This window comes from Acinetobacter sp. ABJ_C4_1, assembly GCF_044538495.1.
In the GTDB taxonomy this organism is placed as follows: Bacteria; Pseudomonadota; Gammaproteobacteria; order Pseudomonadales; family Moraxellaceae; genus Acinetobacter; species Acinetobacter nosocomialis_A.
This window is the reverse complement of the sequence record NZ_JBIUCQ010000001.1, coordinates 354,114-379,914: the sequence shown is the minus strand read 5'-3', so window position 1 is coordinate 379,914 and position 25,801 is coordinate 354,114. Positions and strand designations below refer to the sequence as shown.

Annotated in this window: 26 protein-coding genes; 6 read left to right on the top strand and 20 right to left on the bottom strand. The window is 38.7% G+C overall.

Translation table 11 applies throughout. From position 1 onward, the window contains the following. Positions 1-10: 10 nt before the first annotated feature. The 5 genes from ACIF8R_RS01755 to ACIF8R_RS01735 form a co-directional block, all read right to left on the bottom strand. A complete protein-coding gene (locus tag ACIF8R_RS01755) occupies positions 11-1,162 on the bottom strand; it encodes a sterol desaturase family protein (RefSeq protein ID WP_022575474.1) in 1,152 nt (383 codons plus the stop codon). A 193-nt stretch (positions 1,163-1,355) separates the two neighbouring features. After that, positions 1,356-2,702: a PQQ-dependent sugar dehydrogenase gene (locus tag ACIF8R_RS01750; protein ID WP_396478689.1), complete on the bottom strand. Its 1,347-nt coding sequence runs from the start codon at positions 2,700-2,702 to the stop codon at positions 1,356-1,358. A gap of 172 nt (positions 2,703-2,874) precedes the next feature. Then, entirely contained in the window at positions 2,875-3,294 is a 420-nt protein-coding gene (locus ACIF8R_RS01745) for a PH domain-containing protein (protein ID WP_396478687.1), read from the bottom strand. A 66-nt stretch (positions 3,295-3,360) separates the two neighbouring features. Then, positions 3,361-5,190 (bottom strand): DUF1302 domain-containing protein, encoded by a 1,830-nt coding sequence (locus ACIF8R_RS01740; protein ID WP_396478973.1) that lies wholly within the window; start codon positions 5,188-5,190, stop codon positions 3,361-3,363. A gap of 101 nt (positions 5,191-5,291) precedes the next feature. Next, positions 5,292-5,897, bottom strand: a complete 606-nt coding sequence (locus tag ACIF8R_RS01735; RefSeq protein ID WP_396478685.1) for an RBBP9/YdeN family alpha/beta hydrolase — start codon at positions 5,895-5,897, stop codon at positions 5,292-5,294. A 290-nt stretch (positions 5,898-6,187) separates the two neighbouring features. On the opposite strand from ACIF8R_RS01735, the gene ACIF8R_RS01730 reads away from it, so the two are divergent. Further along, the gene (locus ACIF8R_RS01730; protein WP_396478683.1) at positions 6,188-7,198 is read left to right on the top strand and encodes an AraC family transcriptional regulator; all 1,011 of its coding nucleotides are present in this window, start codon (positions 6,188-6,190) and stop codon (positions 7,196-7,198) included. Positions 7,199-7,290: 92 nt separating this feature from the next. On the opposite strand, the gene ACIF8R_RS01725 is transcribed toward ACIF8R_RS01730, so the two are convergent. The 7 genes from ACIF8R_RS01725 to ACIF8R_RS01695 form a co-directional block, all read right to left on the bottom strand. Continuing rightward, the gene (locus tag ACIF8R_RS01725) at positions 7,291-8,301 is read right to left on the bottom strand and encodes a YeiH family protein (protein WP_396478681.1); all 1,011 of its coding nucleotides are present in this window, start codon (positions 8,299-8,301) and stop codon (positions 7,291-7,293) included. Further along, positions 8,294-8,602, bottom strand: a complete 309-nt coding sequence (locus tag ACIF8R_RS01720; protein WP_396478971.1) for a Rieske (2Fe-2S) protein — start codon at positions 8,600-8,602, stop codon at positions 8,294-8,296. The genes ACIF8R_RS01725 and ACIF8R_RS01720 overlap by 8 nt, the downstream gene beginning before the upstream one ends. Positions 8,603-8,616: 14 nt before the next feature. After that, the gene (locus tag ACIF8R_RS01715; RefSeq protein WP_396478679.1) at positions 8,617-9,273 is read right to left on the bottom strand and encodes a DsbA family oxidoreductase; all 657 of its coding nucleotides are present in this window, start codon (positions 9,271-9,273) and stop codon (positions 8,617-8,619) included. Next, a complete protein-coding gene (locus tag ACIF8R_RS01710; RefSeq protein WP_396478677.1) occupies positions 9,270-10,619 on the bottom strand; it encodes an MFS transporter in 1,350 nt (449 codons plus the stop codon). The genes ACIF8R_RS01715 and ACIF8R_RS01710 overlap by 4 nt, the downstream gene beginning before the upstream one ends. 118 nt (positions 10,620-10,737) lie before the next feature. Next, entirely contained in the window at positions 10,738-11,790 is a 1,053-nt protein-coding gene (locus ACIF8R_RS01705; RefSeq protein WP_004791385.1) for a 3-keto-5-aminohexanoate cleavage protein, read from the bottom strand. 60 nt (positions 11,791-11,850) lie between these two features. Beyond that, complete coding sequence (locus tag ACIF8R_RS01700) at positions 11,851-12,699, bottom strand: TauD/TfdA dioxygenase family protein (RefSeq protein WP_396478675.1); 849 nt, start codon at positions 12,697-12,699, stop codon at positions 11,851-11,853. A gap of 11 nt (positions 12,700-12,710) precedes the next feature. Continuing rightward, positions 12,711-13,697, bottom strand: a complete 987-nt coding sequence (locus ACIF8R_RS01695; RefSeq protein WP_396478673.1) for a quinone oxidoreductase family protein — start codon at positions 13,695-13,697, stop codon at positions 12,711-12,713. 339 nt (positions 13,698-14,036) lie between these two features. On the opposite strand from ACIF8R_RS01695, the gene yddG reads away from it, so the two are divergent. After that, a complete protein-coding gene (gene yddG / locus ACIF8R_RS01690; protein WP_396478671.1) occupies positions 14,037-14,948 on the top strand; it encodes an aromatic amino acid DMT transporter YddG in 912 nt (303 codons plus the stop codon). A gap of 9 nt (positions 14,949-14,957) precedes the next feature. Here yddG and ACIF8R_RS01685 read toward each other — a convergent pair whose 3' ends face one another. Further along, complete coding sequence (locus tag ACIF8R_RS01685) at positions 14,958-15,692, bottom strand: aspartate/glutamate racemase family protein (protein WP_396478669.1); 735 nt, start codon at positions 15,690-15,692, stop codon at positions 14,958-14,960. Between the two features lie 135 nt (positions 15,693-15,827). Here ACIF8R_RS01685 and ACIF8R_RS01680 point away from each other — a divergent pair, with 135 nt between their 5' ends. The 4 genes from ACIF8R_RS01680 (at position 15,828) to ACIF8R_RS01665 (ending at position 18,235) form a co-directional block, all read left to right on the top strand. Beyond that, positions 15,828-16,334 (top strand): GNAT family N-acetyltransferase, encoded by a 507-nt coding sequence (locus tag ACIF8R_RS01680; protein ID WP_396478667.1) that lies wholly within the window; start codon positions 15,828-15,830, stop codon positions 16,332-16,334. A gap of 154 nt (positions 16,335-16,488) precedes the next feature. Continuing rightward, a complete protein-coding gene (locus ACIF8R_RS01675; protein ID WP_396478665.1) occupies positions 16,489-17,061 on the top strand; it encodes a nuclear transport factor 2 family protein in 573 nt (190 codons plus the stop codon). Continuing rightward, the gene (locus ACIF8R_RS01670) at positions 17,028-17,522 is read left to right on the top strand and encodes a chalcone isomerase family protein (RefSeq protein WP_396478663.1); all 495 of its coding nucleotides are present in this window, start codon (positions 17,028-17,030) and stop codon (positions 17,520-17,522) included. The genes ACIF8R_RS01675 and ACIF8R_RS01670 overlap by 34 nt, the downstream gene beginning before the upstream one ends. A gap of 17 nt (positions 17,523-17,539) precedes the next feature. Continuing rightward, entirely contained in the window at positions 17,540-18,235 is a 696-nt protein-coding gene (locus ACIF8R_RS01665) for a response regulator transcription factor (RefSeq protein ID WP_396478661.1), read from the top strand. Here the strand turns inward: ACIF8R_RS01665 and ACIF8R_RS01660 are convergent. The 7 genes from ACIF8R_RS01660 to ACIF8R_RS01630 are packed head-to-tail and all read right to left on the bottom strand — an operon-like array spanning position 18,232 to position 25,696. Then, positions 18,232-19,560, bottom strand: coding sequence for a sensor histidine kinase (locus ACIF8R_RS01660; RefSeq protein WP_396478659.1), 1,329 nt, complete (start codon positions 19,558-19,560; stop codon positions 18,232-18,234). The genes ACIF8R_RS01665 and ACIF8R_RS01660 overlap by 4 nt on opposite strands. A gap of 29 nt (positions 19,561-19,589) precedes the next feature. Then, a complete protein-coding gene (locus ACIF8R_RS01655) occupies positions 19,590-20,639 on the bottom strand; it encodes an SAM-dependent methyltransferase (RefSeq protein ID WP_396478657.1) in 1,050 nt (349 codons plus the stop codon). 8 nt (positions 20,640-20,647) lie between these two features. Beyond that, on the bottom strand, positions 20,648-21,427 hold the full coding sequence (locus tag ACIF8R_RS01650; RefSeq protein ID WP_396478655.1) for a DUF1295 domain-containing protein: 780 nt from the start codon (positions 21,425-21,427) through the stop codon (positions 20,648-20,650). A 29-nt stretch (positions 21,428-21,456) separates the two neighbouring features. Then, a complete protein-coding gene (locus tag ACIF8R_RS01645) occupies positions 21,457-22,656 on the bottom strand; it encodes a class I SAM-dependent methyltransferase (protein ID WP_396478653.1) in 1,200 nt (399 codons plus the stop codon). Beyond that, positions 22,653-23,444, bottom strand: coding sequence for a DUF1365 domain-containing protein (locus ACIF8R_RS01640; RefSeq protein ID WP_396478651.1), 792 nt, complete (start codon positions 23,442-23,444; stop codon positions 22,653-22,655). Before ACIF8R_RS01640 ends, ACIF8R_RS01645 begins: the two co-directional genes overlap by 4 nt. 21 nt (positions 23,445-23,465) lie before the next feature. After that, a complete protein-coding gene (locus tag ACIF8R_RS01635; RefSeq protein ID WP_396478649.1) occupies positions 23,466-24,728 on the bottom strand; it encodes an NAD(P)/FAD-dependent oxidoreductase in 1,263 nt (420 codons plus the stop codon). After that, positions 24,725-25,696, bottom strand: coding sequence for an acyl-CoA desaturase (locus ACIF8R_RS01630; RefSeq protein WP_396478647.1), 972 nt, complete (start codon positions 25,694-25,696; stop codon positions 24,725-24,727). Before ACIF8R_RS01630 ends, ACIF8R_RS01635 begins: the two co-directional genes overlap by 4 nt. Positions 25,697-25,801: the final 105 nt, after the last annotated feature.

The window sequence follows — 25,801 nt, the reverse complement described above, 5'->3', positions numbered from 1 at the left end:
TTTTTAACATTTACTGGTCACGCCAGCGTTTTAAAAAACGTTTTACATACTTTTTAAATGGCCAAGTAAACTGTTTTATAAAACTATTTGGAATTTTATAACCTACCGTACCATACACGCTCGCCAAGTGATTTGGCATATATACGGTTTTAAAAATGACGTCATAGAGTGGAATAAAAGCAGCGTAATTTTTATCAATCGCAGGTTTTTCAGAGGAATGATGCCAATGGTGGAATTCTGGTGTTGCGATAAACCAACGTAGATATGGAAAGCGAAAACGTACATTGGAATGAATAAAAATCGCGTGAAACGAAATAAAAATTAAATAGGCAAAAACAGCAGAAGTATGAAACCCTAAAAGAAAAATCGGTAAAGTGGCAATAAAGCGAGTCATTAAAACTTCAACAACGTGTAAACGGGAAGATGCTAACCAATCCATATATTCAGTCGAATGATGAATCGCATGAAAACGCCATAAAAAGTTAACTTCATGCATGGCTCGATGTAACCAATACACCGTAAAATCAACCACAATGAGCAATTCAATGAATTGCAGCCAAATTGGCTGAGCTTGAACATATGGCACAATTGGATTATCAGGCAAATGCGTAATCCAATACTGAATTGGCATAACCGTTAAGAAGCTAAATAGTTGAATACCAATATGGCTGACCATGAAATATTTCATATCGGTCACCCAGCCCACTCTTAAGATCTTTTGTTCAGGGTTTTTAGCAAAAAAGCCTTCAAGCGGTATAAAAATAAAAGCCAAGATGACTAGGGTAAGTACAAAATAATCAATGCCTGCATAAAATGGCACGCTTGGAATGACTGGAGCATGAATAACACCACAGCCTAATACTGCTGCTATGAGTGCAAAGCATAAACCATAAAAACCATATCGATTTTGTCGGATGATTGCACTAAATGCTCCAAAACCTGCGCTAATGATTATACCTGTAATGAGGCCATAATAAAAAAGACTATAGTGCTTTGCATAAAGTGGACGTAACTCAGGAGTTGTCAGCACACTGGGAAACAAAAAACATAAAGCTCCAAATAAGCAAAGTAAGCTTAATGCCATGGATATAAAAGCACTAATTTTTCCTAAACCTGCATTAAGCTCTAAATTTTCAAATCTTGCTCTTAATTGATCGGTCATAATTCATATCAACAGTTCTTATTCTCTATGCCGCGCATGCTAACAAAATTTAATTATTAATTGTAAAAAGAACCTTATTTAACTCAGACTAAAAATAGATATATAAATAAAACTAACCAATCAACACAAAAACAGGATTAATTGGTTAGTTATTATAAATATTTATCTATTTCAGAACGTGAAAATAGGCTATTTATTTTTTATATGGAGTCTCATAGGTTGTTTCAGCAACAGGTGAAACACGCCAAATCGTATTACCAACATCATCTGCAACTAATACTGCACCCGAAAAATCAATTGCCACCCCCACTGGACGTCCATAAGCCTTACCTTTATCACTGAGGAATCCAGTTAAAATATCTTGCGGTGGACCTGAGGGCTGACCACTTCTAAATGGTACAAAAATGACTTTATAACCACTGTGCGGCTTACGGTTCCAAGAACCATGCTGCCCGATAAATGCCCCACCTCTAAATTGTGGCATGAGTTCAGCTGCATAAAATGTAAGACCTAAAGAAGCCGTATGGTTGCCTAGTGCATAGTCAGGTTTAATTGCACGAGCAACCATTTCTGGATTTTGTGGTTTGACTCGCACATCTACATGTTGACCATAGTAGCTATAAGGCCAGCCGTAAAAAGCGCCATCTTGAACTGAGGTCATATAATCGGGTACTAGGTCACTACCAATTTCATCGCGCTCATTAACTACCGTCCAGAGTTTACCGCTTTGAGGTTGCCAAGCCATACCATTGGGATTACGCAGTCCAGTTGCAAATGGACGTGACTGCCCGCTTGCGATGTCAAACTCCATAATTTGTGCACGGCCTTTTTCTTGATCTAAACCATTTTCAGCAACATTACTGTTAGAACCGACGGTAATGTAGAGCTTTGTCCCGTCACGATTGGCGATTACATTTTTGGTCCAATGATGATTTAAAGGACCACCCGGTAAATCTAGTACTTTAGTACCACTGGCAGTAATTTTGGTTGCGCCTTCTTGGTAAGGGAAACGCATAAGTGAATCTGTATTGGCAACATACAAATAGTTCCCCACCAGTGCCATACCAAATGGTGAATTTAGATTTTGAAGAAATACGGTTTTCTGGTCAGCTATTCCATCTCCATTGGTATCACGAAGTAAAGTAATACGGTTAGCACTCGGATGAGATGATCCTGCTCGTCTCATCACAAAAGTCATAATTTTACCTTTAATGCCTTTGCTGTCTTCCGGTTTAGGCGGAGCATCTGTTTCAGCGACCAGTACATCACCATTCGGTAATACATAGAGCCAACGTGGATGTTCAAGTCCTTTAGCAAATGCTTTTACCTTTAAGCCTTCTGCCGGAGTTGGTGCAACACCACTAGGCCAGCCCTTCGCTGGTGCTATATTTACGGTTGGAATTAAGCTTGTTTTTGGTTCAGGTAACTTTGGTTCTGGACCGTAACTCTCGGTAATTGGATATTGAGAGGATGAAGCACATCCTGCAAGTACACATACAACAGTAGTACCTAAAGTCGGCAGTAAAAAACGTGTAAGCATCTTTTATCTCCATTTCTTATTTTTTCGTAATATGCACAGGGTAATGCTTTAGAAGAGAGACTTATAGTTTATTTATTTAACTGTGCTGAGCAGTACAGTCTATATTTTAAAAATTTTAATACATAACCGAGTGTTTTCTAGGCACTTAAATCCCCTTCATCATAACTACAAATTAAAACTTAGCATTAGGATTTTTACGTAAAGTATTTAAAAAGCCCTCTTTATCTTTTGGAGAAATCATCACCTTCGCTATTCTTCCATTTTTCATATAACTAATTTTGAGCCGATCTAATGATAGTGCTGGAGAAGAAAGTGGATTATGGGTAGGTTCTATTTGAGTAATATCATTGATATTAATTTTCCATCGAAATACCAAGCTCTTAATGATTAATGTGTTGTTTTCTACTACGTAATACGTGTTAAAGACCGGAAGCCAAATAACCAAAATGACTAAACTATAAATCATGAGATGCGAAAAATTGGTGCCTATAGAAGAATCATGAACTTCTTGATAAATTTTAAAAATAATATTGGCAGTGATCACAACAAATATTAATAAAAGCCACCAATCAATTTTTGATCTAAATTTCAAAAGTTATCCTCTACATCTAAATCTCATTTATAACGAGTCTTTCTATATTTTTATAAAATAATTGAACTAAAAATTAGCTTTAAATGTTAATGATACAAAATCTCGATCATCTACCGTGCTAAACTCATTAGAACCAAAAAAGTTATTATAGGCAATCTCTGTTGTATATTTTTGCTGATACGTCATAGATAACGCCGCACTTACACTCATTTGCCCTTCTTGAAAGTTTTGGCTATATCCATAAACATCGTGTCTAAAACTAAGACTGGGCGTAATCACTGTAGAGGGTAAAATATCTTGATAATTTAATGCGCCACGTAATCGGTAGCCAAATGACCATTCATTAAAAAAACCATTTTTATTACAAAAGCGTTCATTCAAGTTATCTATTTCTGTATTAGTAAGATGAGCTGTACCATACGGCGTACATTTAAAATCGCCTGTTTCAGGATTATAAGCCTCTGTTGACAGCTCACTACGGCCAAATGCGCCTGTCCGGCCAAACCGATGATTACCAATATCTGCAATATGGTTTAAGGCAAACTCTGTAGACCATGTCATCGAATTTGCGCCCCAAATATTGAATATGCTATCAGTTGCTCCAACCGAAAATTGTGTTACGGGTAAGCGTACATATCCTTGAATATATTGACCCAATTCAACAGTTTTTCCCGGCGGCGCAAATGGCGTTCCTTCCGATAGTACTTGAGCATAGACAATGTCTGTGCCGTTTAGTTGTAAAGGTTGATTAGGTTTGTGGGTTAATTCACTAAAAACGGTTGTTGTGCCAACTTTACCAGTCAGACTTAATCCAAACATTTTGATATTTTCAGGATAGATAGAAAAATAACTTGCGCTATTAAAATGTTCGGGTCCTGCTGCCGTTACAGCCGTTCCATCAAAGTTTGCATTACGGCTATGGTAGTTCGCATAGTAAATACCTAACTCAGCATTATTTAAACTGGGTAATGTCTGTTTTAAAGCAATGCCATATTGGCCATTATCCTTTGCTTTTCTACTTTCTGCACGTGGAATATAGGTACGTAAACGAATTGCGGTATCTGATAATTTATCTCCACCTCCAGCAATCAGAACTGGACCTGCGTTTTCGGGGACAAAGTCTGAAATCTCAAAAAAAGTTCCGTTACCATCAACAACTGAAGGTCTAAATTTAAATTGATAGAACCCTTCTATTTTCAAATTTTTATTAATGCTTGTGTCGAATGAAAACATTTCGGTTGGAATGATTCTTTCTTTTGCATCACCACCCGGTCGGTTAATTGCAGCAAAATCAAATGCACTCACCGAATTTAAACCGTTTTGAAAAAACTGAGATTTCCCCCAACTTAATGTCTGTTTGCCTAATTTTAAATTGATGCTTTTTCCACTGCCTAGTTCAAAATCTTTCCATATATAGGCATTCCATAAATCGATACCTTTGAATTTTGCAAGCCTTGGCCACGCTGAATCATTAAAGGGTTTAAAGTCTCCGTGCCCTGTCTCATAGGCATGGTCATACCAGTATTTAGTGCTAATGACTGCACCCTGCTGTTTTCCATTTAGCTTAACTTCGGTTATGCCTCTGATGATCTGTGAAATAGCATCATATTTACTAAAATTCATACGCCCATCATCACCATTCACATCAATGCTAGCGCCTTGTTTGCCTATTTTGTTTGCGTCAGGCCGATAAAGTAATGAAACGGATGGATCTTGGGTACTCCAACTGGCTCCTAAGCTTAATGTCGTTTTTGTATCGACCTTCCAGTCTTTATCAATATCAAAACTGGCTGCATTTGCTTTAGACATAAATAAAATTAGGCTTAATGAAACACCTATTTTTTGAATATATAAAACGTGATTATTTCTTTGATTTAAATAGACGTAATGACCCATCATATTATCTCCCTATCAATATGATTTTTCTTATTTATTGCTTATTACTCAAAGCCATCCATTGGCTTTTAAATGGTTTACCTAAACAGGTATTTTTTGCACTAGGCTGGTTGTTCGACCTGATCTAACTGTTGAATAAATTGTTCAGCTAAAGGCCAATAGCCAAAGCCAGATGCAGGGTTTAAATGTCCCACTTCCCCCAGATTTACGAGTTGACTACCCCACTTTCCTGCCATTTCACTTACAGCTTCATAACGAGCTAAATGGTCATTGGTGCTTGCAACCAAAATGCTGGGGAAAGGTAGTGTTTGATTAGGTAAAGGACTCCATCCTTCTTGATGAAGTACAGTTGGGCTTGGATAATTTTCTGGCCAGCTTTCGTTTAAGTCAGGTGGCGCCACAAGCAAAGCACCTTGAATTGGTCTTTGATATGTTGCAGCCCAGTGTATTGTCATCAGCACACCTGCGCTGTGTGCAACTAAAATGACAGGCCCTTGTATTTGTTCGAGTTGTGCCTGAATAGCAGCAACTCTATTTTCACAATTGAGTTTATTGGTTTCTACAGGTGGTACAGAGCGAACCTTTGCTAGCTTTGTTTCTAAAATCGTTTGCCAATGCTCGGGAACATCATCGCGCAACCCTGGAATAATTAAAATTGTTGCTTTGGTTTGTATTTTTTCCATTTCGACGCCTGTGAATTTTGCCATCTAGGAGGCTTAAGAATTTTTATAAAACTCCATTCACAATAAAGGCTCATTTCAGTTAATGGTGTACATAAGGCGTCACGGACTTTTCATTTGACGACATATCTTTTTAAAATTTAGTAAATTAATTAAAATAGTTTTTGTAATTACAAGTGAATTAAAAGAACAGGTTTAAAATTGATTCGACATCATGATTAGGCGCTTAAATAAAAGCTTTTGTAATGCAGATATTTTAGTTATAACTAGATATGAGCTGTAAGGAATATGGCTGATTAAGAACAGGAGATAATAAAATGGTGCCTCTTGCGCATACCGCCTCTTTAAAAAATTATTTGGCAGTTGCTCAGCAATTAGATCTAAATCCCTACCATTTATTATCACGTGTTGGGCTTAGCCAAACTCAATTGAATGATCTTAAACAACGTATTCCTGTAGATAAAGCCATTACCTTGCTTGAAGACTCAGCCCAAATGAGTAATTGCGATGTATTCGGTTTACATATGGCTGAGCAACGCGAAATCGCGGATTTTGGTGAACTGAGCTTATTATTAAGTTACCAATATACTTTGAGAGAAGCGCTACAAACGATTGTTCGTTATAGGAATTTACTCAATAACTCACTTGAAATATATATAGAAGAAATTGACGATACGGTTGTTATTCGAGAAGAAGTTATAACCACAACTTGCGGGTATAGCCGTCAAGCCACAGAACTTGCTTTAGGAATCACCCATCGTTTTTGTGCAGCACTCATGATGCAAAAATGGCGGCCGTTAAGTGTACACTTCACTCATAACCCGCCTAGTGATTTAACTTTGCATCGGCGGATTTTTGGCTGTGCGCTCGAGTTCGGTAGTGACTTTAATGGCATTGTTTGTACGGCGGCCGAACTTGATACAACAAACCCTCAAGCAAATCTGGCTATGGCCAACCATGCGCAGCGTTATTTAGATATTTTGCAGAATAGCAATGAATCGACCATGATTTTTGATATTCGTAAAAGTATTTATCTTCTTTTGCCAATGGGCCGCGCTACGATTGATCAAGTCGCTCAAACACATGGTATGCATGTTCGGACCTTGCAGCGTCGATTAGAAGAAGCTCAGACGAGTTTTAGTGATTTAATGAATGAAGTACGCAAAGATCTCGTATTTCGTTATTTAAAAAATCTAAATTATTCACTCGCTCAAGTGTCTGATATTTTAGGTTACTCAATGCCGAGTTCTTTTACGCGTTGGTTCATTAGCCAATTTGGTATGTCACCGAATACGTGGCGTAGTCACAATAAAGCCCTGCTCAATTAATTTCTCTTTATGTGAGGCTAAATGAAGTCATTTAAAATGTAAGGAAGCTGGAGAACCACTCCAGAACTTCCTTAAAAATCTAATTTTTAAAATTAAAACCACAAGCGCATAAGTCCAAGAACCAATACCACTAAAAAGATGCTTTCGCCGATCATTAAAAGGATTGGTTTAATGCCGACAGATGCTAATTCTTTTAACTGAGTTTTCATCCCTAAAGCACTAATTGCAATGACTAAAAACCAGCGTGATAAATCATTAATTCCATTTTGAACCATCGCTGGTACCCATCCTGTACTGTTAATACAAGCGAGTAATAGAAAACCGACAGCAAACCAAGGCAGTAATGGCGGTCGTTCCCCAGTTGAATCTGCTCCTTGCATACGGGTAATCATGGCTGCACAAACGATTACTGGAAGCAGCATTGCCACACGCATGAGTTTAACTACAGTCGCCGTATCACCTGTTTGGGTAGACATGCTATAACCAGCGCCGACCACTTGCGCCACATCATGAATCGTAGTACCAAGAAACACTCCAGCCGCTTGTGGCGATAACTCTAGCCACTTCGCAATCATCGGATAGACAATCATTGCAAAGGTTGAAAGTGCCGACACGCCAATCACGGTAAACAAAGTCGCTTTTTCTTTTTGCGGATGATTTGGAAAAGCAGCCGATAGTGCCAATGCGGCTGAAGCCCCACAGATTGCCGTGGATCCACCAGTGAGCATGCCAAATAGTTTTTGGAAACCTAAGATTTTAGCGGCAATAACAGAAACGGTGATTGTGACAATAACCAGAGTAACGACTAACGCAACAGGCTGCCAACCTAGTGCGGTAATTTGTCCTAAAGTTATACGCATGCCGAGTAACGCGATGCCCATCCTCAGCACACTACGTGCGGTGAACTCGATACCTACCTTACATTTACTTTCAGCCGCTAAAAAATTCACGCTCATGCCGAGCAGTAGTGCAAATAGCATGACTGGCGCACCATAGTGCTCTGATAAAAAACAGGCAGCCGCAGCAACGACCGAACTGACTACAAAGCCTGGTGCTAATTCTCTTGTACGCTGGGAAAAATTTTTCAAAACTAAACTACTCATGATTTTCCCCACAGCCCATCACAATAAATACCTTGTCCTCGATCACTTCTACGGGATAGGTTGCAACTTTGAGATGAGCAGAATTAACTAAACAGCCATTTGTTAAATCAAAGCGGAGACCATGGGCACAGCACTGAATCACTCGTCCTTCTAGACGTCCATTAAATAGTGATGCGCCCTGATGAGGACAACTGTCATCGATTGCATAAAATTGAGTCGCAACGTTAAATAATGCGAGAGTTTTATCTCCAATTTTTAAAAAAGCCCGCTCACCTGAATTTGGTATTTTCTCAAAAGGCACTTCAAATCGGTTGGTCATATCAACTCTCCATGTGCCAGCATTGCCTCTTGCATCGCTTGATAAAGTGCATCTGCTGACTGCGCGCCCACTAAGGCAGAAGTCCGATCAAAAATAAAGTAAGGCACGCCATTACCTCCTGTACTTGCAGAGATAAAAACTTGATGATCTTGAATAAGTAAATCTTTGATAAGCTCAGGTGAGAAGCCACAACGTTTCGCGATTTTGTATAAAGTGGTGGTATTTCCGATGTCTAACCCATCATAAAAATATGCAGCAAAGAGTTGTTCTAACAACGCATTGCACTGCTCTGGAGTGCCTATCTTTAAAGCTTTATCAAATAAGCGATGAGCTTTGGCTGTATTTGGCATGCGTTTAATTTGCTCAAAATCGATCTTAAGCCCAACTTTATTTGCAGCTTTATTGACCTGTTCTTGTCTCATACGAACTGCTGTCAAGCTACCTAACCGTTTCAAATAAAACGTTTGAAACGGTACGCCTTCAACAGCTAAATCAGGTATGAGCTGAACACCTCGCCAGTGCACGACAACTTTGACTTTGGGGTGAAGCTGATAAAATCTATTTATCGCGATCAGTAACTGACGTTTTCCAATCAAACACCAAGGACAAATAAAGTCAAAAAATACATCAATATGTAATTGCCGAATCATCATTTGTTATTCATCCCGCATTTTTGTATTTGGTTACCTGAATGATTTTTAAGCTCAGTCATTCCTTGCTGCTCAAAGCGTGCGATATCTTTGTGATAATGGCGTTTGGCATAAAAAAATACGGCTGCTGCTGCAATACTGACCAATGGCATGAGTTGAAATGCACTATGTAAACCAATCACATCAGATACTTTGCCAACCACTAAAGGACCAAGCGCTAAACCAAGAAAATTGTTAGCTAAGGTGAGTGTTGCAAATGCAGAGCCATGAACTGAGTTATGTGTGAGATTGGCCACCATGGCACTAGATGGCCCATTGGTTCCTAGGGCAATAAACATTCCGAGGCAGATGAGAAGTAACTGGTTATGTCCCGCAGGCACAGCAAAAGCAATGAATAAAAGAACACAACCGACCAAGCAGTATGTAATCGCTAAACTGACCTTACGATCTGGACAGTTACGGCCCAAATAATCACACAACATGCCGCATAGAATTGTGCCTACTGCACTACATAGCAAAATGACCGCTGCCATCACACCTGCCTTGTCGGTACTCATGCCGTAATAGCGATTGAGATAACTCGGCATCCAGACAATCACTGTGCCACCAACAAATAATTGCAGACCACTACCAATGTAAGTGGCAATGACTGAACGACTTGAATATAAAGTTTTTAAAGGGCTTTTTATGTGCTGATTTTTACTACGAATTTTATTTTGAGGTGCTGCGTTTATTCTGTTTTCTTTCACTAAAATTGGATATAGAAAGGCCAAAATGAGACCAAATAAAGCAATACCTCCAAAAGCCCAACGCCAACCGAAATGCTGTGCGAGTACACCACCTAAAGCCACTCCCAAAAACGAGCCAAATACGCCACCCGCCATAAAAGCACTGGCGAGTGTTGCACGCATTTCTCGTGGAAAAACAGCCACAACCACCGCGATTCCAACGCTGCCATAAGCAGCTTCACCCACACCAACCATAAAACGAGCAATAAACATTTGCTCATAATTTTCAGCCAGTGCGCATCCTAGAGTCGCCAAACTCCATAGAGCTGCCATAATCGCCAAGCTTTTAACTCGCCCAAAACGGTCTGCCATTAAAGACAACGGCAGAGTCAATAAACCCACCATTAACGCCACAATGCCACTGAGCAAACCTAACTGGCTATCGCTGAGCAACCACTCATTTTTAAGTAAAGGAAAGACTGCGTTTAAGACTTGCCTTGACATGTAATCTGAAATTAGCAAACCAAATGTCAAAGCAAAAACAAGCCATGCATAACGACGAGGTATACTGATTGACGTATCAACATCGCTCATCTGATCTGAATACTGATGTGCATTCATACGACCTCCTTGTATTTTTTTATAATTTCTATTTAGCTAGTGCAGCAGTGCACTTTTAAAATCAAAGCGAATAAGCTGCACTACAATTGAGGTCTAAATTCCGTTAGACCTTGTCACATTAGTTACGCTGCGGTACACCCTTTTGCCCTGCTTTACGATTAGGTGCCATACCATTTGCGATTAGGGTTTCTTCAATACTGTTGTATTGCACCCCAATACGATAAATTTCACGGGCTTCTTTTCCTGAGGCAATTTCACGGCCTAATTCATGGGCAATCCGAACAGTTTGCTTAATTTGCTCTACAGATGAAAAACGGCGTCCATGATGATCAATGATCGTGTCTTCGTTACCCACACGTGCATGTAAACCCATTGCCATCGACATCGTATTAAAAGGCAAGACATTTTTGAGTAGCGATTCTGATGTCAAAGTACATCCATCAGGTACGCGATGAATAAAATTAAAGAAATTAAATGGGTTTGGACCATCAAAACCGCCACCAATTCCAATCCAAGTTAAGTTTAAAGGCCCCATGTACAATCCTTTACGCACCATACGTTCTAGGGTTTCAAGTCCATGCATACCGGTTAACTGAAAGTGCGGTTGAATATTGTTTTTACATAAGCGCTTAATGTGTTCAGTTACCCATGCAGGCCCTGCTGGCACAGTCATCTCTGCATATGCCGCCTGAGTCGCTGGATGTGCCAATGAAGTCCCTTCTAAATATTCAGGATAGAGCAATTCCATAATATTCATTTGGGTAGTGTTAATTGCTACCGTAACCTGATCAGGCTTTGGTGTAAGTTCAGCCAACATATGTCGGGTGTCATCACTTAGCCATAATGCAGCCTCACCTTCACTCTCTGGTGCAAATGAAATCGAACCACCTACCTGAATAATCATGTCAGGCACAGCTTCACGAACCCCTGCAATGAGTTCATTAAACTTTGACAGGCGTTTAGAGCCTTTGCCATCAAGCTCACGGACATGTAAATGCAGCACTGTCGCGCCCGCTTCATAGCACTCAACCGCTTTTTGTATTTGCTCATCCATGGTCACTGGAATATCTTCGGGAAAGTCTTCCGGCATCCATTCGGGGCCATACGGCGCAACCGTGATTACCACTTTTTCCATATTTTCCGGGTGCAATGAGTCGTCAAAGAATTGCATGTGCATCTCCTCATATATTTTTAGAATTTTCAAATAGATAAAATTATTTAGCCAATAACCTTAATAGGTTGCGTCACCAATAATGCCGGCCCGCTCCATTTTTCGGTGGCAAGGTGGGTAATCCATGACTGCATAATGTTGTGTACTGCGGTTATCCCAGATGGCAATGCTGTTAGGCTTCCAACGCCAACGCACTTGAAACTCTGGAATATAGGCTTGAGAAATTAAGTAACGCAGTAGTTCAGCTGCGCCCGGATTGGCATCTTGTCCAAATCTGACGCGCTCTTTGGTGTGATAGTTACTGAAGTGGGTTGTGAACGCGTTGACGTATAAAATTTTCTCGCCCGTTTCAGGATGAGTACGTACCACAGGGTGCTCAGCATCGGGAAACTTTGCTTTTAAATCCAAGCGTTTTTCAAGTGGCATAGCTGCACCAAAACTCGCTTCTATACTGTGGTAGGCACGTAAGTCTGCAATCTTATCCTTAATATCATTTGGTAACGACTCATAGGCCATCACCATATTGGTCCACATGGTATCGCCACCTACAGGTGGGCATTCAACACAATGCAACACGCATCCCATCGGTGGAACCTTGCGCCAACTTGCATCACTGTGCCAAGCATTTTCATAACGATCGACGGGACTTTCAGGATGTTTATAAATCTGCACCAAACCCGGATGATCAGGATGGCTGCCTACAGCGGGATGATCTTCAAGCTGTCCAAATTTTTCCGCAAATGCGACATGATCCTGACGGGTTAATTGCTGATCTCGCAAGAACAACACACGGTGTTTAAGTAGTTGTGTGCGAATTTCAGCAAATAATCCATCATCATAAATTGCATCAGCAAGTTTGACGCCACTGAGCTCTGCACCAATATTGCAAGTTAACTGTTCAATTTGCATGAGAAATCCCTTCAAATTACAAAGATTGATGAACCTATTGTTTTACGTGCTTCCAAATCACGATGAGCTTGCACGGCATCCTTTAGCTCATAGCGCTGATTAATTTCAATTTTGATTCGTCCATGTCGAACATGATCAAATAATTCATTTGCCAGTTCTTTCTTCTCGGCAGGATCTGCAATGTAATCTGCCAAAGCTGGACGTGTGACAAACAATGATCCTTTCACAGCAAGTAATACCGGATCAAAAGCAGGGATTGGACCAGACGCTGTTCCTACGCAGACCAACAAACCACGGCGTTTGAGTGAGTCTAATGAACTCATAAAAGTGGCTTGGCCAACACTATCGAAAACGACATTTACACCCACGCCCCCTGTTAACTCACGTACACATTCGGCAACATTTTCATGGCTGTAGTTAATGACATGATCACAACCATGAGCTCGCGCTACGGCAGCCTTTTCTTCTGAAGATGTGGTACCGATAACAGTCAAGCCAAGTAATTTAGCCCATTGAGAAACGATCAGCCCAACACCACCAGCGGCTGCATGTAATAAAATTGAATCGCCCGCTTTAAAGTCATAAATACGGCGCATCAGATAAGCAGCGGTCAACCCTCGCATGGTCATGGCTGCCGCTATTTCACAAGAAATTTCTTCGGGTAATTTAATTAAAGCATTTGCTGGAATTAGACGGTGGGTGCTATATGCACCTAACGTATTTAAAAAACCTGTATAAGTAACTCGATCACCTACTTTAAGCTGAGTTACTCCTTCGCCTAAAGCTTCAACGACACCTGAAGCTTCGACGCCCATGCCATTAGGCATTGGAATTTGATAGGTTCCATTGCGAAAATATGTATCGGCATAATTTAAACCGACTGCCACATGACGTAGGCGTACTTCTCCAGCTTTTGGATCTCCTACTTCTACATCTTCATAGCGCATTACTTCTGGCGTTCCTGTTCCATAGAAACGTATAGCTTTAGTCACCGTCATGTCCTATTCCATATTTTGGTTTTTTATTGAGTGCCTATAAAAGCAATAACCAAAATTACAACAGTTAGGATATGGGCCACTTTACATTTCACGACACAAGCTTAACGTTTAATGACAGCCGAACTTTACTAAAGTTGGTTTTATATTTATCTGACGAAATAAGGATTAAGTTCATACCTATGAAAAATTAAAATAATTCTAAATATTTACGATTTGTTTTTTTAAGTTAGCTTTTTAAATACACTATTTTTTAATTAAAAATTCCTTTACCCTGACCTACTTTAACTATTTTTAACTTTCACGGTAGCTCAGGCGTTTAATTAAGTTCATTTATTTCTTATGTCAAAAAATTTAGCAACACTGATTGGTTTAAGTGCCATCCTGATGTGGGCCTCTATGGTGGGTTTTGTAAAACATATTACGACCGTGATTGGACCAGATATTGGAATTACACTGATCTACTCCTTAAGTGCGTTGCTACTCCTTATTATTTTTAGAGTGCCAAATTTTAAATTAATTTCTAAAAAATATTTAATTTTAGGTGCCATTTTATTTATTGCTTATGAGCTATGTTTTTCGTTTGCACTTGCCTATTCAAAAACTGCTCAACAAGCGATTGAAGTAAGCATCGTGAACTACCTTTGGCCAAGTTTGACTGTGTTAGCTTTTGTCATTTTTAAAGAGTTAAAATTCAATGTTTTTATTATTTTAGGCTTAATTATTTCAATTTTTGGCATTATTTTTATTCAGACTGGAAACGGAGATTTTAGTCTAAGTCGAGTTATCGACAACTTTTATAGCAATCCTCTAAGTTATATTTTGGCTTTTATAGGTGCCATTATTTGGGCTTTTTACTGTGTATTAACCAAGAAAATAGGTAAAGGGCAAAACCCTATTTCTATTTTCTTTATTGGCGTTGCTGCAACCTTGTGGCTAAAGTTGTTCTTTAGTGGTCAAGCTATTTTACCATCGCTCGATTTAAATACAACTTTATTTCTAGTCTTCGCATCCACTGCAATTGGACTAGGTTATGCAGCATGGAATATTGGCATTATTCATGGCAACACCATCATGCTAGTAGTAGCTTCTTACTTTACGCCCATTATCTCTTCTTTGCTTGCCATGCTGGTTTTACAAACAGAGTTATCTATGAGCTTTTGGCAAGGAACGGCTATGGTTACAGCAGGTTCACTCATCTGCTGGCTTTCAACAAATTGGACAGTTATCCGTTCTTATTTCAAAAAGAATTAAAAGCTTAGGTCATACTGATACAGACTTATCAGCAATAGAGTTAGCTTTAGTTTTTTGCTCTAAAGCAAAATTAACAGCTTCTTTTGCATGAATGGTGGTGGTGTCAAATAACGGTACAGAAAATTTAACATCACCAATCAACATACAAATTTCAGTACAGCCTAAAATAATACCTTCGGCACCTTCCGCAATTAGCTCCTCTACCACGGTCATGTACTTTTGTTGTGAATCTGGGTTACTCACGCCTAAGCATAATTCGTCATAAATAATACGATGTACTGTTTTGCGGCTGGTTTCATTTGGAATAATTACCTCAATTCCATGGTTTTGTAATCTGGCTTTATAAAATTCTTGTTCCATGGTGAAAGCTGTTCCCAACAGTGCAACTTTTCGGATATTTTGACTTAAAATTTCTTTTGCTGTGGCATCAGCAATATGTATGAATGGGACCGTAATGGCCTCTTCAATTTGAGGGGCTACTTTATGCATGGTATTGGTACATAACACTATACAATCTACCCCAGCTTTCTCTAAATTCATTGCTTGCTGAGCTAAGTATTCGCCTGCCTCTTGCCATAGACTTTTCGATTGTAAAACGGCTATTTCTTCAAAATCGACACTATTTAAAATGACTTTAGCCGAATGTAAATTTCCTAATATGTCCTGAACTGTTCTATTCATTTGTTGATAATAAAGCGCTGTAGATTCCCAACTCATTCCGCCTAATAAGCCAATCGTTTTCATTTTTCAGTCCTTATATTTGATCTATTCTTTATAGCGATAGGAAACTAAGTGCGACTAGAAGGAAATTGCTCTCTTTATTAAATTTATAAACTATTTTATAAAATATATTTTTTAAAACTAATTAATAAAAATTTTATGTTAGAAACAGACCGCTTAATCTTAAAACCATTTGTCCAAGAAAATTTATCTACAATCATTGAGATGTTACAAGACAAAGATTTTATGGCTTTTTCACCGTATGACGACTTAACAACTCAAGCTGCAATGACTCGTTTTTTTGAAATATTAGAGCATTATAAAAAGTATAATTTTGGCAAAATGGCTGTGATCTTAAAAGATACCCATCAAATTATTGGTTATTGCGGTTTTGAAATATGTGAAATTGATGGCCAAACTGAAGCTGAGCTAGGTTTCAGATTAATTAAAAGTGAAAGAAACAAAGGGTATATTGTTGAGGCTTCACTTAAGCTACTAGAAGATATGAAAAATCGAAACTTTAAGCATGTGATCGCTTTTTCAGAAAAAGATAATTTACCTGCTCACAACCTATTAAATAAGCTTGGTTTTGAAAAAACCAATACATCTAGTTATATGAATATGGATGTTATCTTTTTCAAAAAAGACCTATTATTTTCTGTATAAAAAACAACATATTCCTATAAAAAACTTTAAGTTGGTGAAGATCTAATTACTCAAAGAAGCCACCATTAAACTCAAATCAAAAAATATAAAAATTCACGCAAATTTCACGACAGCCACTTTAATTTAATCTTATAAAGTTGGCTAGGATTTATACATGAAAATTATAACTACTGCCTTAGGGCTGATTACCTTAGTAAGTCTAACAGCATGCAAAAGCGTGCCTAGTTATTCAGGTGATTATGGTAAAGCCGAACAACAAATTACTGGTGTTACATTAAATGATGAGCAAGCACTAGAGATTGGTAATCACTTTGTTGCTGCGTTTAACACTTTGGGCACACCATCTTTTGTAAAGAATGCAAGCGATCTTTATGCAGATCAACTGTATATCAACGATACCCTCTCACAGTTTTCTCAGAAAAAAGATCTGATTAAACACTTTGAAGGTATGAACGCACGAGTAAGTAACGTCACAGTCAAACTCATTAGTGCAACTCATCACCAAGATACCGCTTACATCCATTGGTACATGACCTATGACTTTAAAATGCTAGGGCGCTCAAAAACCATGGCTTCCTACGGAATTAGCCAAATCAAAATTAATGATCAACAGAAAATCATTTTCCAACAAGATTTCTGGGACCCAGCAAACGGTCTTTATCGTTCTTTACCTGTATTTGGAGGAGTTTATAAATGGATATTGCCGTTCAAAAAAGCCGAATCTTAATACTTCTGGGTATTTTAATTGCATCTCACGCAAATGCGGCTGAACTAAAAAAATGTAGTTCAGCACCTTTAACGGTAACGAGTCAAAAAGTAGGAAATGTCAGTTACTTTGCTGAGGATTGCCTAAAAAATTGGCAGAGCCAAAGCATAAAAATGGATTTTAGTTATAACCGAGATATTCCAGAGTGGGCATTTAAACGAGCAGCAGCCCATTATTTGAAGAAAAATATTAGTGGATTTGATACAAAATCTCCGCTTAATCACATTAATGATCTTTATAGACCAATTAAGAGCGGAGATTTATATAGTCTCTCTTATCAACATGAAAATCAAAAACTAGAGCTAAAATTAAACCAGAAGCTACTGGGTTCTATAAATAATCCAAATGCAAATCAATATTTTAAAATCTGGTTTGGTGCTGAACCATTTAATGCTAAATTAAAACAACAACTATTAAATTAATGGCTTAATAAAATCTTATGGGCAATCACTTTATCCTCATGGTTGAGGACCATTTTGAACTGGCGGCAACAGTCTGTGAATTTCTTGAAGTACACGGTTATGTCATTGATCATGCCCGTAATTTAGATGCAGCACGTTCTTTTCTTAAATCGCAGCACTATCATCTTTTACTTCTTGATATAAACTTACCCGATGGTTCAGGTTATGACCTATGTAATTGGCTACGTACTGAACAAGGGGTTGATATTCCAGTGCTGATGCTGACAGCTAGAGACACTTTAGACGACAAACTTAAAGGATTTACTGCTGGCACAGATGATTATTTAGTTAAGCCCTTTGATTTTAATGAATTAGTGATGCGTATTCGTGCCTTAATTAAAAGAGCCGCGGGTGAAGTCGCCAATCATAAAATTCAGATTCACGACTTAATTCTTGATAGCGCAACTCAAACCGTGGTTCGTGCTGGAAACAATATCGAATTGCCACCTATCCAATTTAAACTATTAAAAATTTTGATGCGCCAGTCTCCGAAAGTGGTAACCAAACAAGAACTTATGATGGAACTATGGGGAGATGAAGAGCCCGAAAGCGATGCTTTACGCAGTCATATTTATAATTTAAGAAAAATGGTAGATAAACCTTTTGACCCTAAACTATTACACACGGTAGCAGGTGTCGGTTTAAAAATTGCTTTAGATGATGCGGCTGATTAACTTAAATAGACTACAACTATTAAACCCGTAGTCATTTCTAAATCCAGATCAGGATGGGTGGCTAAATAATATTGCCTATCAAACAATTCCACTCGCCAACCTAATTGTTTGCAAAGCTTCTGTACCAGTTGTAACCCAATGCCATGACCTTTAGCTTTTAAAGAGAGTTGTGAATCACTAAGTTCCTGAACCTTCACATCATTTGGTAACGAAATTCCGATGCCATTATCCGCAATAATTAGGCTGTTTTTTTGTTGGATAATATCGATTTGTGAACCTTGGGAATAATTCAGAGCATTACGCAAAATATTACTTAAGACCATTTTGGTCATAGATGGATATAACCAGCGTGGTTGTTCGGCTGAGTCTAGGTGAATATGCATATGTATACCTTTACTCACACTTACACCTTCTAAACTTTCGACTAAGTCCTCCACAATTTCAGACAATAAATTCTTTTCAGACGGTAAACTTTTTACCGTATTACGTGCGATCGCAAGTAAAGTGTCGACGAGCAATTGCATATCTTCAATGGTATTGTGAAGACGAGTTAAAGCTTTGTCTTCTCCATATTTGGTCTGACAAAGTTGCACATTACCCTTCAAAATGGTGAGCGGCGTGCGCAGTTCATGACTGACATCGCCAGTAAACTCTCGCTCGCGTCGAATAAACTCACTTAAAACTTGATGATATTTTTCCAGAGCCTGTTTTAAGTACTCTGCTTCCATATTGCCATTGGTATTTATATCTTTAAATGGAGATGCTTGTGTGTCTTGATGTGCCCAATCAATATTTTCTAACGCATTTGCTAAACGTGTAATAGGAGAAAAATAGCGCCTCGCTCTTCGATTTGACCACCACAAAAAGCTATATAAAACAGACAAACTGAACATGAGCGGGGCAAGTCCAAATAACCAGACCAACTTATTGACATTACTTTCGCCAAACACCAACAGTACATGCTGACCGTTACGCTCACCGTATACAGTCATACGTTCTTTACCATCAATAAACATTCGATGTACCCCACTCTCTAAATGCATATCTTTAAAGGGTTGAGGAGCGATCTGTGTATTCCACCGATATCCATATAAGTTTTTAGTGTCTGGCAGGTCTGCATTGGGATTGCGATCTATACGCAACCAATAATGCTCCATTTCCTGCTCTAAAGCCGTTTTAAGTAAAGAGCCTTTAATCACCCAAGCACTACATGCCAACCCGACCACGATCGATAAGGCAATTAGACCTATCTGCAACCAATAATATCGATTGAACATTTGGGCTAATGGATGACTAGCTTTGCCATCGTTTCGAGTTCTTATCATATCTTTATCGCCGGGATAGGCTGTCAAAATTACAATGATCGCTTTTTAAATAAATAGTGACCAATGACCCACTCTTGTCCTTGTTCAAAACCAAAAAGCTCGGCACAAGCCATGAAGAAAATACGCCAGCGTTGCCACCAAATATTGGCATCTTTTCCATAGATTTTTTTAAATAGCGGCTTAAGCTCTTGCTCTTGATTATCCATATTTTCAAGCCAAGCATTCGCGGTTCTCATATACTGCTCACCCGACCACTGCCAGTGCTGAGCCAACTCTAGGTGCTCTTGGAAATGCAAAAAAGTTGAAGTTGAAGGCATTAAACCGCCAGTAAAGAAATACTTGGACATCCAATCATAGTCTGATTTTACTTCAAAAGGATAATGCAAAAAGCGATGGCAAAAAATATGACACCAGAGTAAGCCGTCAGGCTTTAACCATCCCTGAATTTTCTCAAATAGACGTTGATAGTTTCGGACATGTTCAAACATTTCGACCGATACAACACGATCAAATTGGCCTTTATCTAATTCAAGTACATTTACATCACAGGTGAGCACTTCAACATTAGTCAAACCTCTCAATTCTGCTTGCCCAAGAATATGCTTCTTCTGCGTTGCAGAGTTTGAAACAGCCGTAATCTGTGAATGTGGAAAGTTTTCTGCCATCCATAAGGTTAAAGAACCCCATCCACAGCCTAGCTCTAAAATGTGTTGACCCTTTTTGAGTTGTGCACGTTCACAATAAAGCTGAAGTGCAAGCTCCTCTGCCTGATCTAAAGTTGTTGTTTTAGTCGGAAAATAACATGCACTATATTTGAGTCTTTTTCCAAGCACCGCCTGAAAGAACTCAGTCGCTAATTCATAGTGCTGCTCGTTTGCCTTATCCGTTTCAACGGCGATTTCGCTCTTCTTCAGCATATTAAGCACATCCATGTAGCGCTGTGCCCCTTGTTCAGGGTCATAACGGCCTTCTTGGATTAAGCGCTTTTTACTTAAAGCACGAATTGCAGCTCGAATTGCATGATCTGGAATCACACCACTTTCAACAATTTTTAAAGACTGATGAACAATAAAATCCATATGCGCACCTATTTTTTGGGTTTTCGCGGAATAAACATTGATGTTTTTTGTTGATAATCAAGATAATTTTGACCGCGACTTTTAATTGCTTGTTTTTCACTAAATGGAATACCCGTGACGTAATATAAAAATAGCCACATCAGTAACGGATAAATCCACAATACATATTGGCCTGCCGCTAAACCAATAATTGGGTAGGCAAACCAATGTAACCATTCAAAAAAATAATTGGGGTGACGTGAATAACGCCATAAACCCTGATCCATCGTTTTGCCATGATGATCTGGATTTAATTTAAATCGGTATAACTGCTGATCAGCGAGTTGTTCTCCAATGAAAGCAATTGCCATGATGACAGCAGCAATTACTAAAGCGACTTTATATCCACTACTCCATTCAGTTGCCTCTACATTGAGGAGCATCCACATCGGCAAAAAGAACAAAAGCACTAAAAGTGTTTGAAAGATAAAAAAGAATAAAAAGCCAATATGCTGAAACTTACCCATCGCTTTACGCATGCTCGCGTAACGGCCATCTTCTTTTTGTTCGGATTGATAACGTCTTAACAGGTGCCAAAATAATCTTAAAAACCATAAGCCGCTAAAAATACCAATAAAAAGGCGCACTTCAACTGGGGCAACTGAAATGAGTAAAGAAGACACGATAATGTTTACTGCCAGACAGAAACTCCATGCAGCATCTACAATTCCAGCTCGGCCATTTAGAGTGGCAAGTAGCCAACTCAGCAACATGATGAGTAAATCCAGAATCAGTAAATTCCAAAACATGAGCAGTCTCCTTACTTGAGGTGTTTGAGCTAGTAACTGGTACTTTCAAACAACAAGTGAACATTGCTTATCACGCCTTCTTTAAAACCACCTTCGCAATAACATAAATAGAAATCCCACATGCGAATAAAGTTTTCATCGAAACCTAAAGCCAATACTTGTTCCCGCGCTGCTAAAAAACGCGCTCGCCAGTGATGAAGTGTTTGTGCATAACTTAAACCAATATCATTTAAATGTTTTAACCTTAAACCACTTTCAGAAGCAGTTTGTGTCAATACACTTACACTAGGAATGAAGCTACCGGGGAAAATATAGCGCTTAATATAATCAACTGTATTTAATGCTTTTTTATATCGGAAATCTTCAATAGTAATGGCTTGAATAAATGCCAAACCTTTCGGTTTTAATAGTGCTTTACATTGATCAAAGTATGTCGATAAATATTGCGCACCAACTGCCTCAACCATTTCAATTGAAACCAGCTTATCGAACTTACCTTCGAGCAAACGGTAGTCTTTAAGTTGCACATCAATTCGATGTGCCAAGCCAGCTTCATTTACACGAGTAACGGCTTCATCATATTGAGCTTGTGAAATGGTAATGGTGGTTACTCTACAGCCATAATGTTGAGCTGCATAAATGGCAAAACCACCCCACCCACTTCCAATTTCAACCAAATGATCTAGCGGTTTTAAATCTAACTTTTTACAAATGATCTCTTTTTTTAAATCAGATGCTTCTTCGAGGGTCATGCTTTCATTTTCAAAAACGGCGCTCGAATACATTAAAGACGGATCTAAAAATAATTTAAAAAAGTCGTTGCTTAAGTCGTAGTGCTCGGCAATATTTTTACGGCTACCACTTATAGAATTCTTTCGATTTTGATACCAAGCTTTAAGAAAAAACTGGCTGGCTTGAGCAATCGCATTCTGATTAATCTGGTCTAATACATCTCTATTACGCGCCAAGATCTGAATCAGTTCAACAAGTTGTTGGCTATTCCAATCACCACGGATATAACCTTCTGCTGCTCCTAAAACGCCATTTTTTAAAATGAGATCCATCAGCAAAGGATTGTGAACCTCAACCACCACATGCAGGTCTGAGATTTCGCCAACCGTACCATTCCACGCGCCCTGAAAAGTAATCTGTCCATGACGTAATTTAAGAAGACTCTTGAGTAGCAACGGTAGCGAGTCATCTTCACCATAAAGAAATGTTTTTATCATGTCTTATCTACCTTGATCTTTTTAGGATGATGATAAAATGGAACTTTTTTTCGCCACAACTTAAATGCTTCTAAATATATGGAAAACAGCATTTTAAAAGGTGCTAGGCTGTTAATAAGAGCATATCGATATTGCTGTGAAGGAAATGTGATGGCATTAAGCTCAAAACGCATAGTGGCATCAAAGACTTGTTTTTGTTCCTCAAAAAGCTGCATATGAATAACATTTTGAAAGTCGGAAAAACTAAATCGCCATTTATATGTGAGTTGCATGGGCATAAACGGCGATACATGAAATGACTTTTCAAAGTTAAAATCGAAACTCTGATAATCACCCACCTGACCTTGTTGTTTTATACAGTCGTGTGTATAGACTTTTCGTTCATTCCACGGGGTGTTGGTAATTTCGCTAAGAATAAAAAGCGGTTGGCCTGTTTGACTTAAAACAAAATAAAATACGACTGAATTAAACCGAAAACCCAAACAACGAGGCAAAGCCAATACTCTGATTTGCCAATCTGAACCCATATATAAGTTGTTATTTTGCAATAATGCTTTTTCTATTTTTTCCCTAATAGAACCGCTGTACATATTTAAAAAATCATTTTCGGATAGTTTTAATACATTCCAGTGATCCGTCGACCAGAGTGAACAATCTTTTGTAATTTCATTTAGTTGATCTGGATCGAACCACAAATAATTTAAGGTCGAGGTAAATTGGTGTGGTTTGGGGCTATAACGCCGATGACGAATAAACGCAGGAGCGATAGCAAGTTTATTTAATAACATTTGATAGCTCCTTATTTATTTTTATAACGCTAAGAGTTGCTCTACAACACGTGCTGCACTACGGGCCCCATCTTCATGAAAGCCCCAACCCCAATATGCCCCACAAAATGAAGTCCGATTTTGCCCATTAATTTCGTTCCAACGAGATTGAGCTTGAATCGCTTTTGCATCAAATACAGGATGACGATATTTACGCTCAACCAAGACGTCTTCAGCTTTAATTTTCATATTCGGGTTTAAAGTACAAAAAATCTGAGTTTTGCAGGGTAAGTTCTGCAAATTATTCATCCAGTAGGTAAAACCATAATGTATGTCGTACTCATCGTTTTGAGCTTGTGATATTGGCGTTACATGTACATGCCAACTTGCCCACTGCAAACGGCTTTTAGGCATAATGGAAAGATCACGGTGAACCACCATTCGATTATCTTGATAACCAAATTGGCTTAATATTTCCCGTTCAAGTTCTGACGCATCTTTAATTAAACTTAGGCTATCGTCAGCATGGCTGGCAAAAATTACCCAGTCATATTGTGCTCGCCCTTCTGAAGTTTCGATCCACACTATTTCTGATGAACGGCTCACAGCTTTTACTTCTGCAAATTTCCATTCAATGGATGGGCAATTCTTTTGAATAGCACGGATATAACTTGCCGAGCCGTTTTTAACTGTTTGCCATTGTGGCCGCTCTTTTAGCTGTAGCATGCGGTGATGTTGAAAAAAACTCACCACAAATCGATATGGAATTTGGCCTACCTGCTCAACGGGAGCCGACCATAATGCGCCGCACATCGGATAAAGATGCTCATAACGGAACTCATGACTATATTTATGGAGGTCTAAATATTCTTCTATCGATAAATTAGGATCAATATCTGCCACGTCTATATCTTTATTGTCATCATAAAAACGTAGCAAATCTGAGAGCATTTGTAGAAATTTACGGTTTAAAAAGTTCTGCGGACGGGCAAAGAGCGACCATTTTTTTGAAGGATTATATTGAAGTCCACTCACCAAATTATTTACCGAAAAACTCATATCGCTACTTTGAGTTTCGACGCCTAATTTTTTAAGCATGTCGGTAAATAACGGATAGTTGTAGTCATTAAACACGATAAAACCACTATCTACCGCGACTTTAGCACCTTCTATCTCTAGCTCGTGAGTGTCAGTATGACCACCAAAATAGTTATTTTTTTCATATACCGTAACTTGATGCTGTTTTGACAATTTCCAAGCAGCATAAAGCCCCGATATACCCGAACCAATAATGGCAATCTTCATAACACTTCCCCATTTTCAATTTTTTCTATCGGTAGATCTTTAATTTTTTTATATTGGTAAACTTTATTCGGTACGGGTTTTAACCCCCATACCAAACCAAATAAAGACATGACTTTGAGAATATAAAAGGTGATATCAATCTGCCACCAATGAAAACCTTGTCGCACACTACCCGCATAAAAATGATGGTTGTTGTGCCATCCTTCACCCAAGGTAATTAAAGAGAGAAAGAAATTATTACGGCTATCATCTGGAGTATTAAACTCTCGTGAGCCATAACGATGAGCAAGTGAGTTAATACACAAGGTGACATGAATTAAAAGAACAGTAGAAATCACAAATCCCCATACCAAAAGCTGTAAGCCATTGGTACCCAACGCAGGGAAACGCTGCGCCAGCCATGAACCTAAACCGTAAATTGCCAAAGTCGTCAAAATCACAACAGGTAAGCTAAATCGGTCAAGCCAAATCAGTTCTGGGTATTTCAACCAGTCTTTAATGACTTTTTTTCGAGTGGCAAAATTCTGCTCGTTTAAAAACCAGCCTACATGCGAATACCAAAAACCTGCTTTCGCTGAATGCGGGTCCTGATCGGTATCGGTAAAGTGATGGTGATAGCGGTGGTGTGCTGCCCACCATAACGGTCCGCGCTGTGCACTCATGGTTCCAATCAAGATAAAAATAAATTGGACAACACGGGAGGTTTGAAAAGTTTTATGCGAAAGATAACGATGGAAAAAAGCAGTAATTGCAAACATGCGAAGAAAATAAAAACCAAGCATGAAGACCACAGCGAACCAAGACACCCCCACCCAAAAAGCGGCTAAACAAGCGATGTGCAATAAAATAAAAGGTATGATTCTTAACCATTGAATTTTCTTTTCAATGATATATTCACCCGAACTAGTAAGCTGCGCATTTTCTGAATCTGACCAGCTATCGATCCAGCGTAGAAAAAATTTAGACATTGATTCTTCCTGATCTAAAGCATTTCTTTATTTATTAATTTAGAAAATGCGCAATGAATTTTATGTGAAGATCACAAGATTATGAGCTAAATCTAAAAACCAACA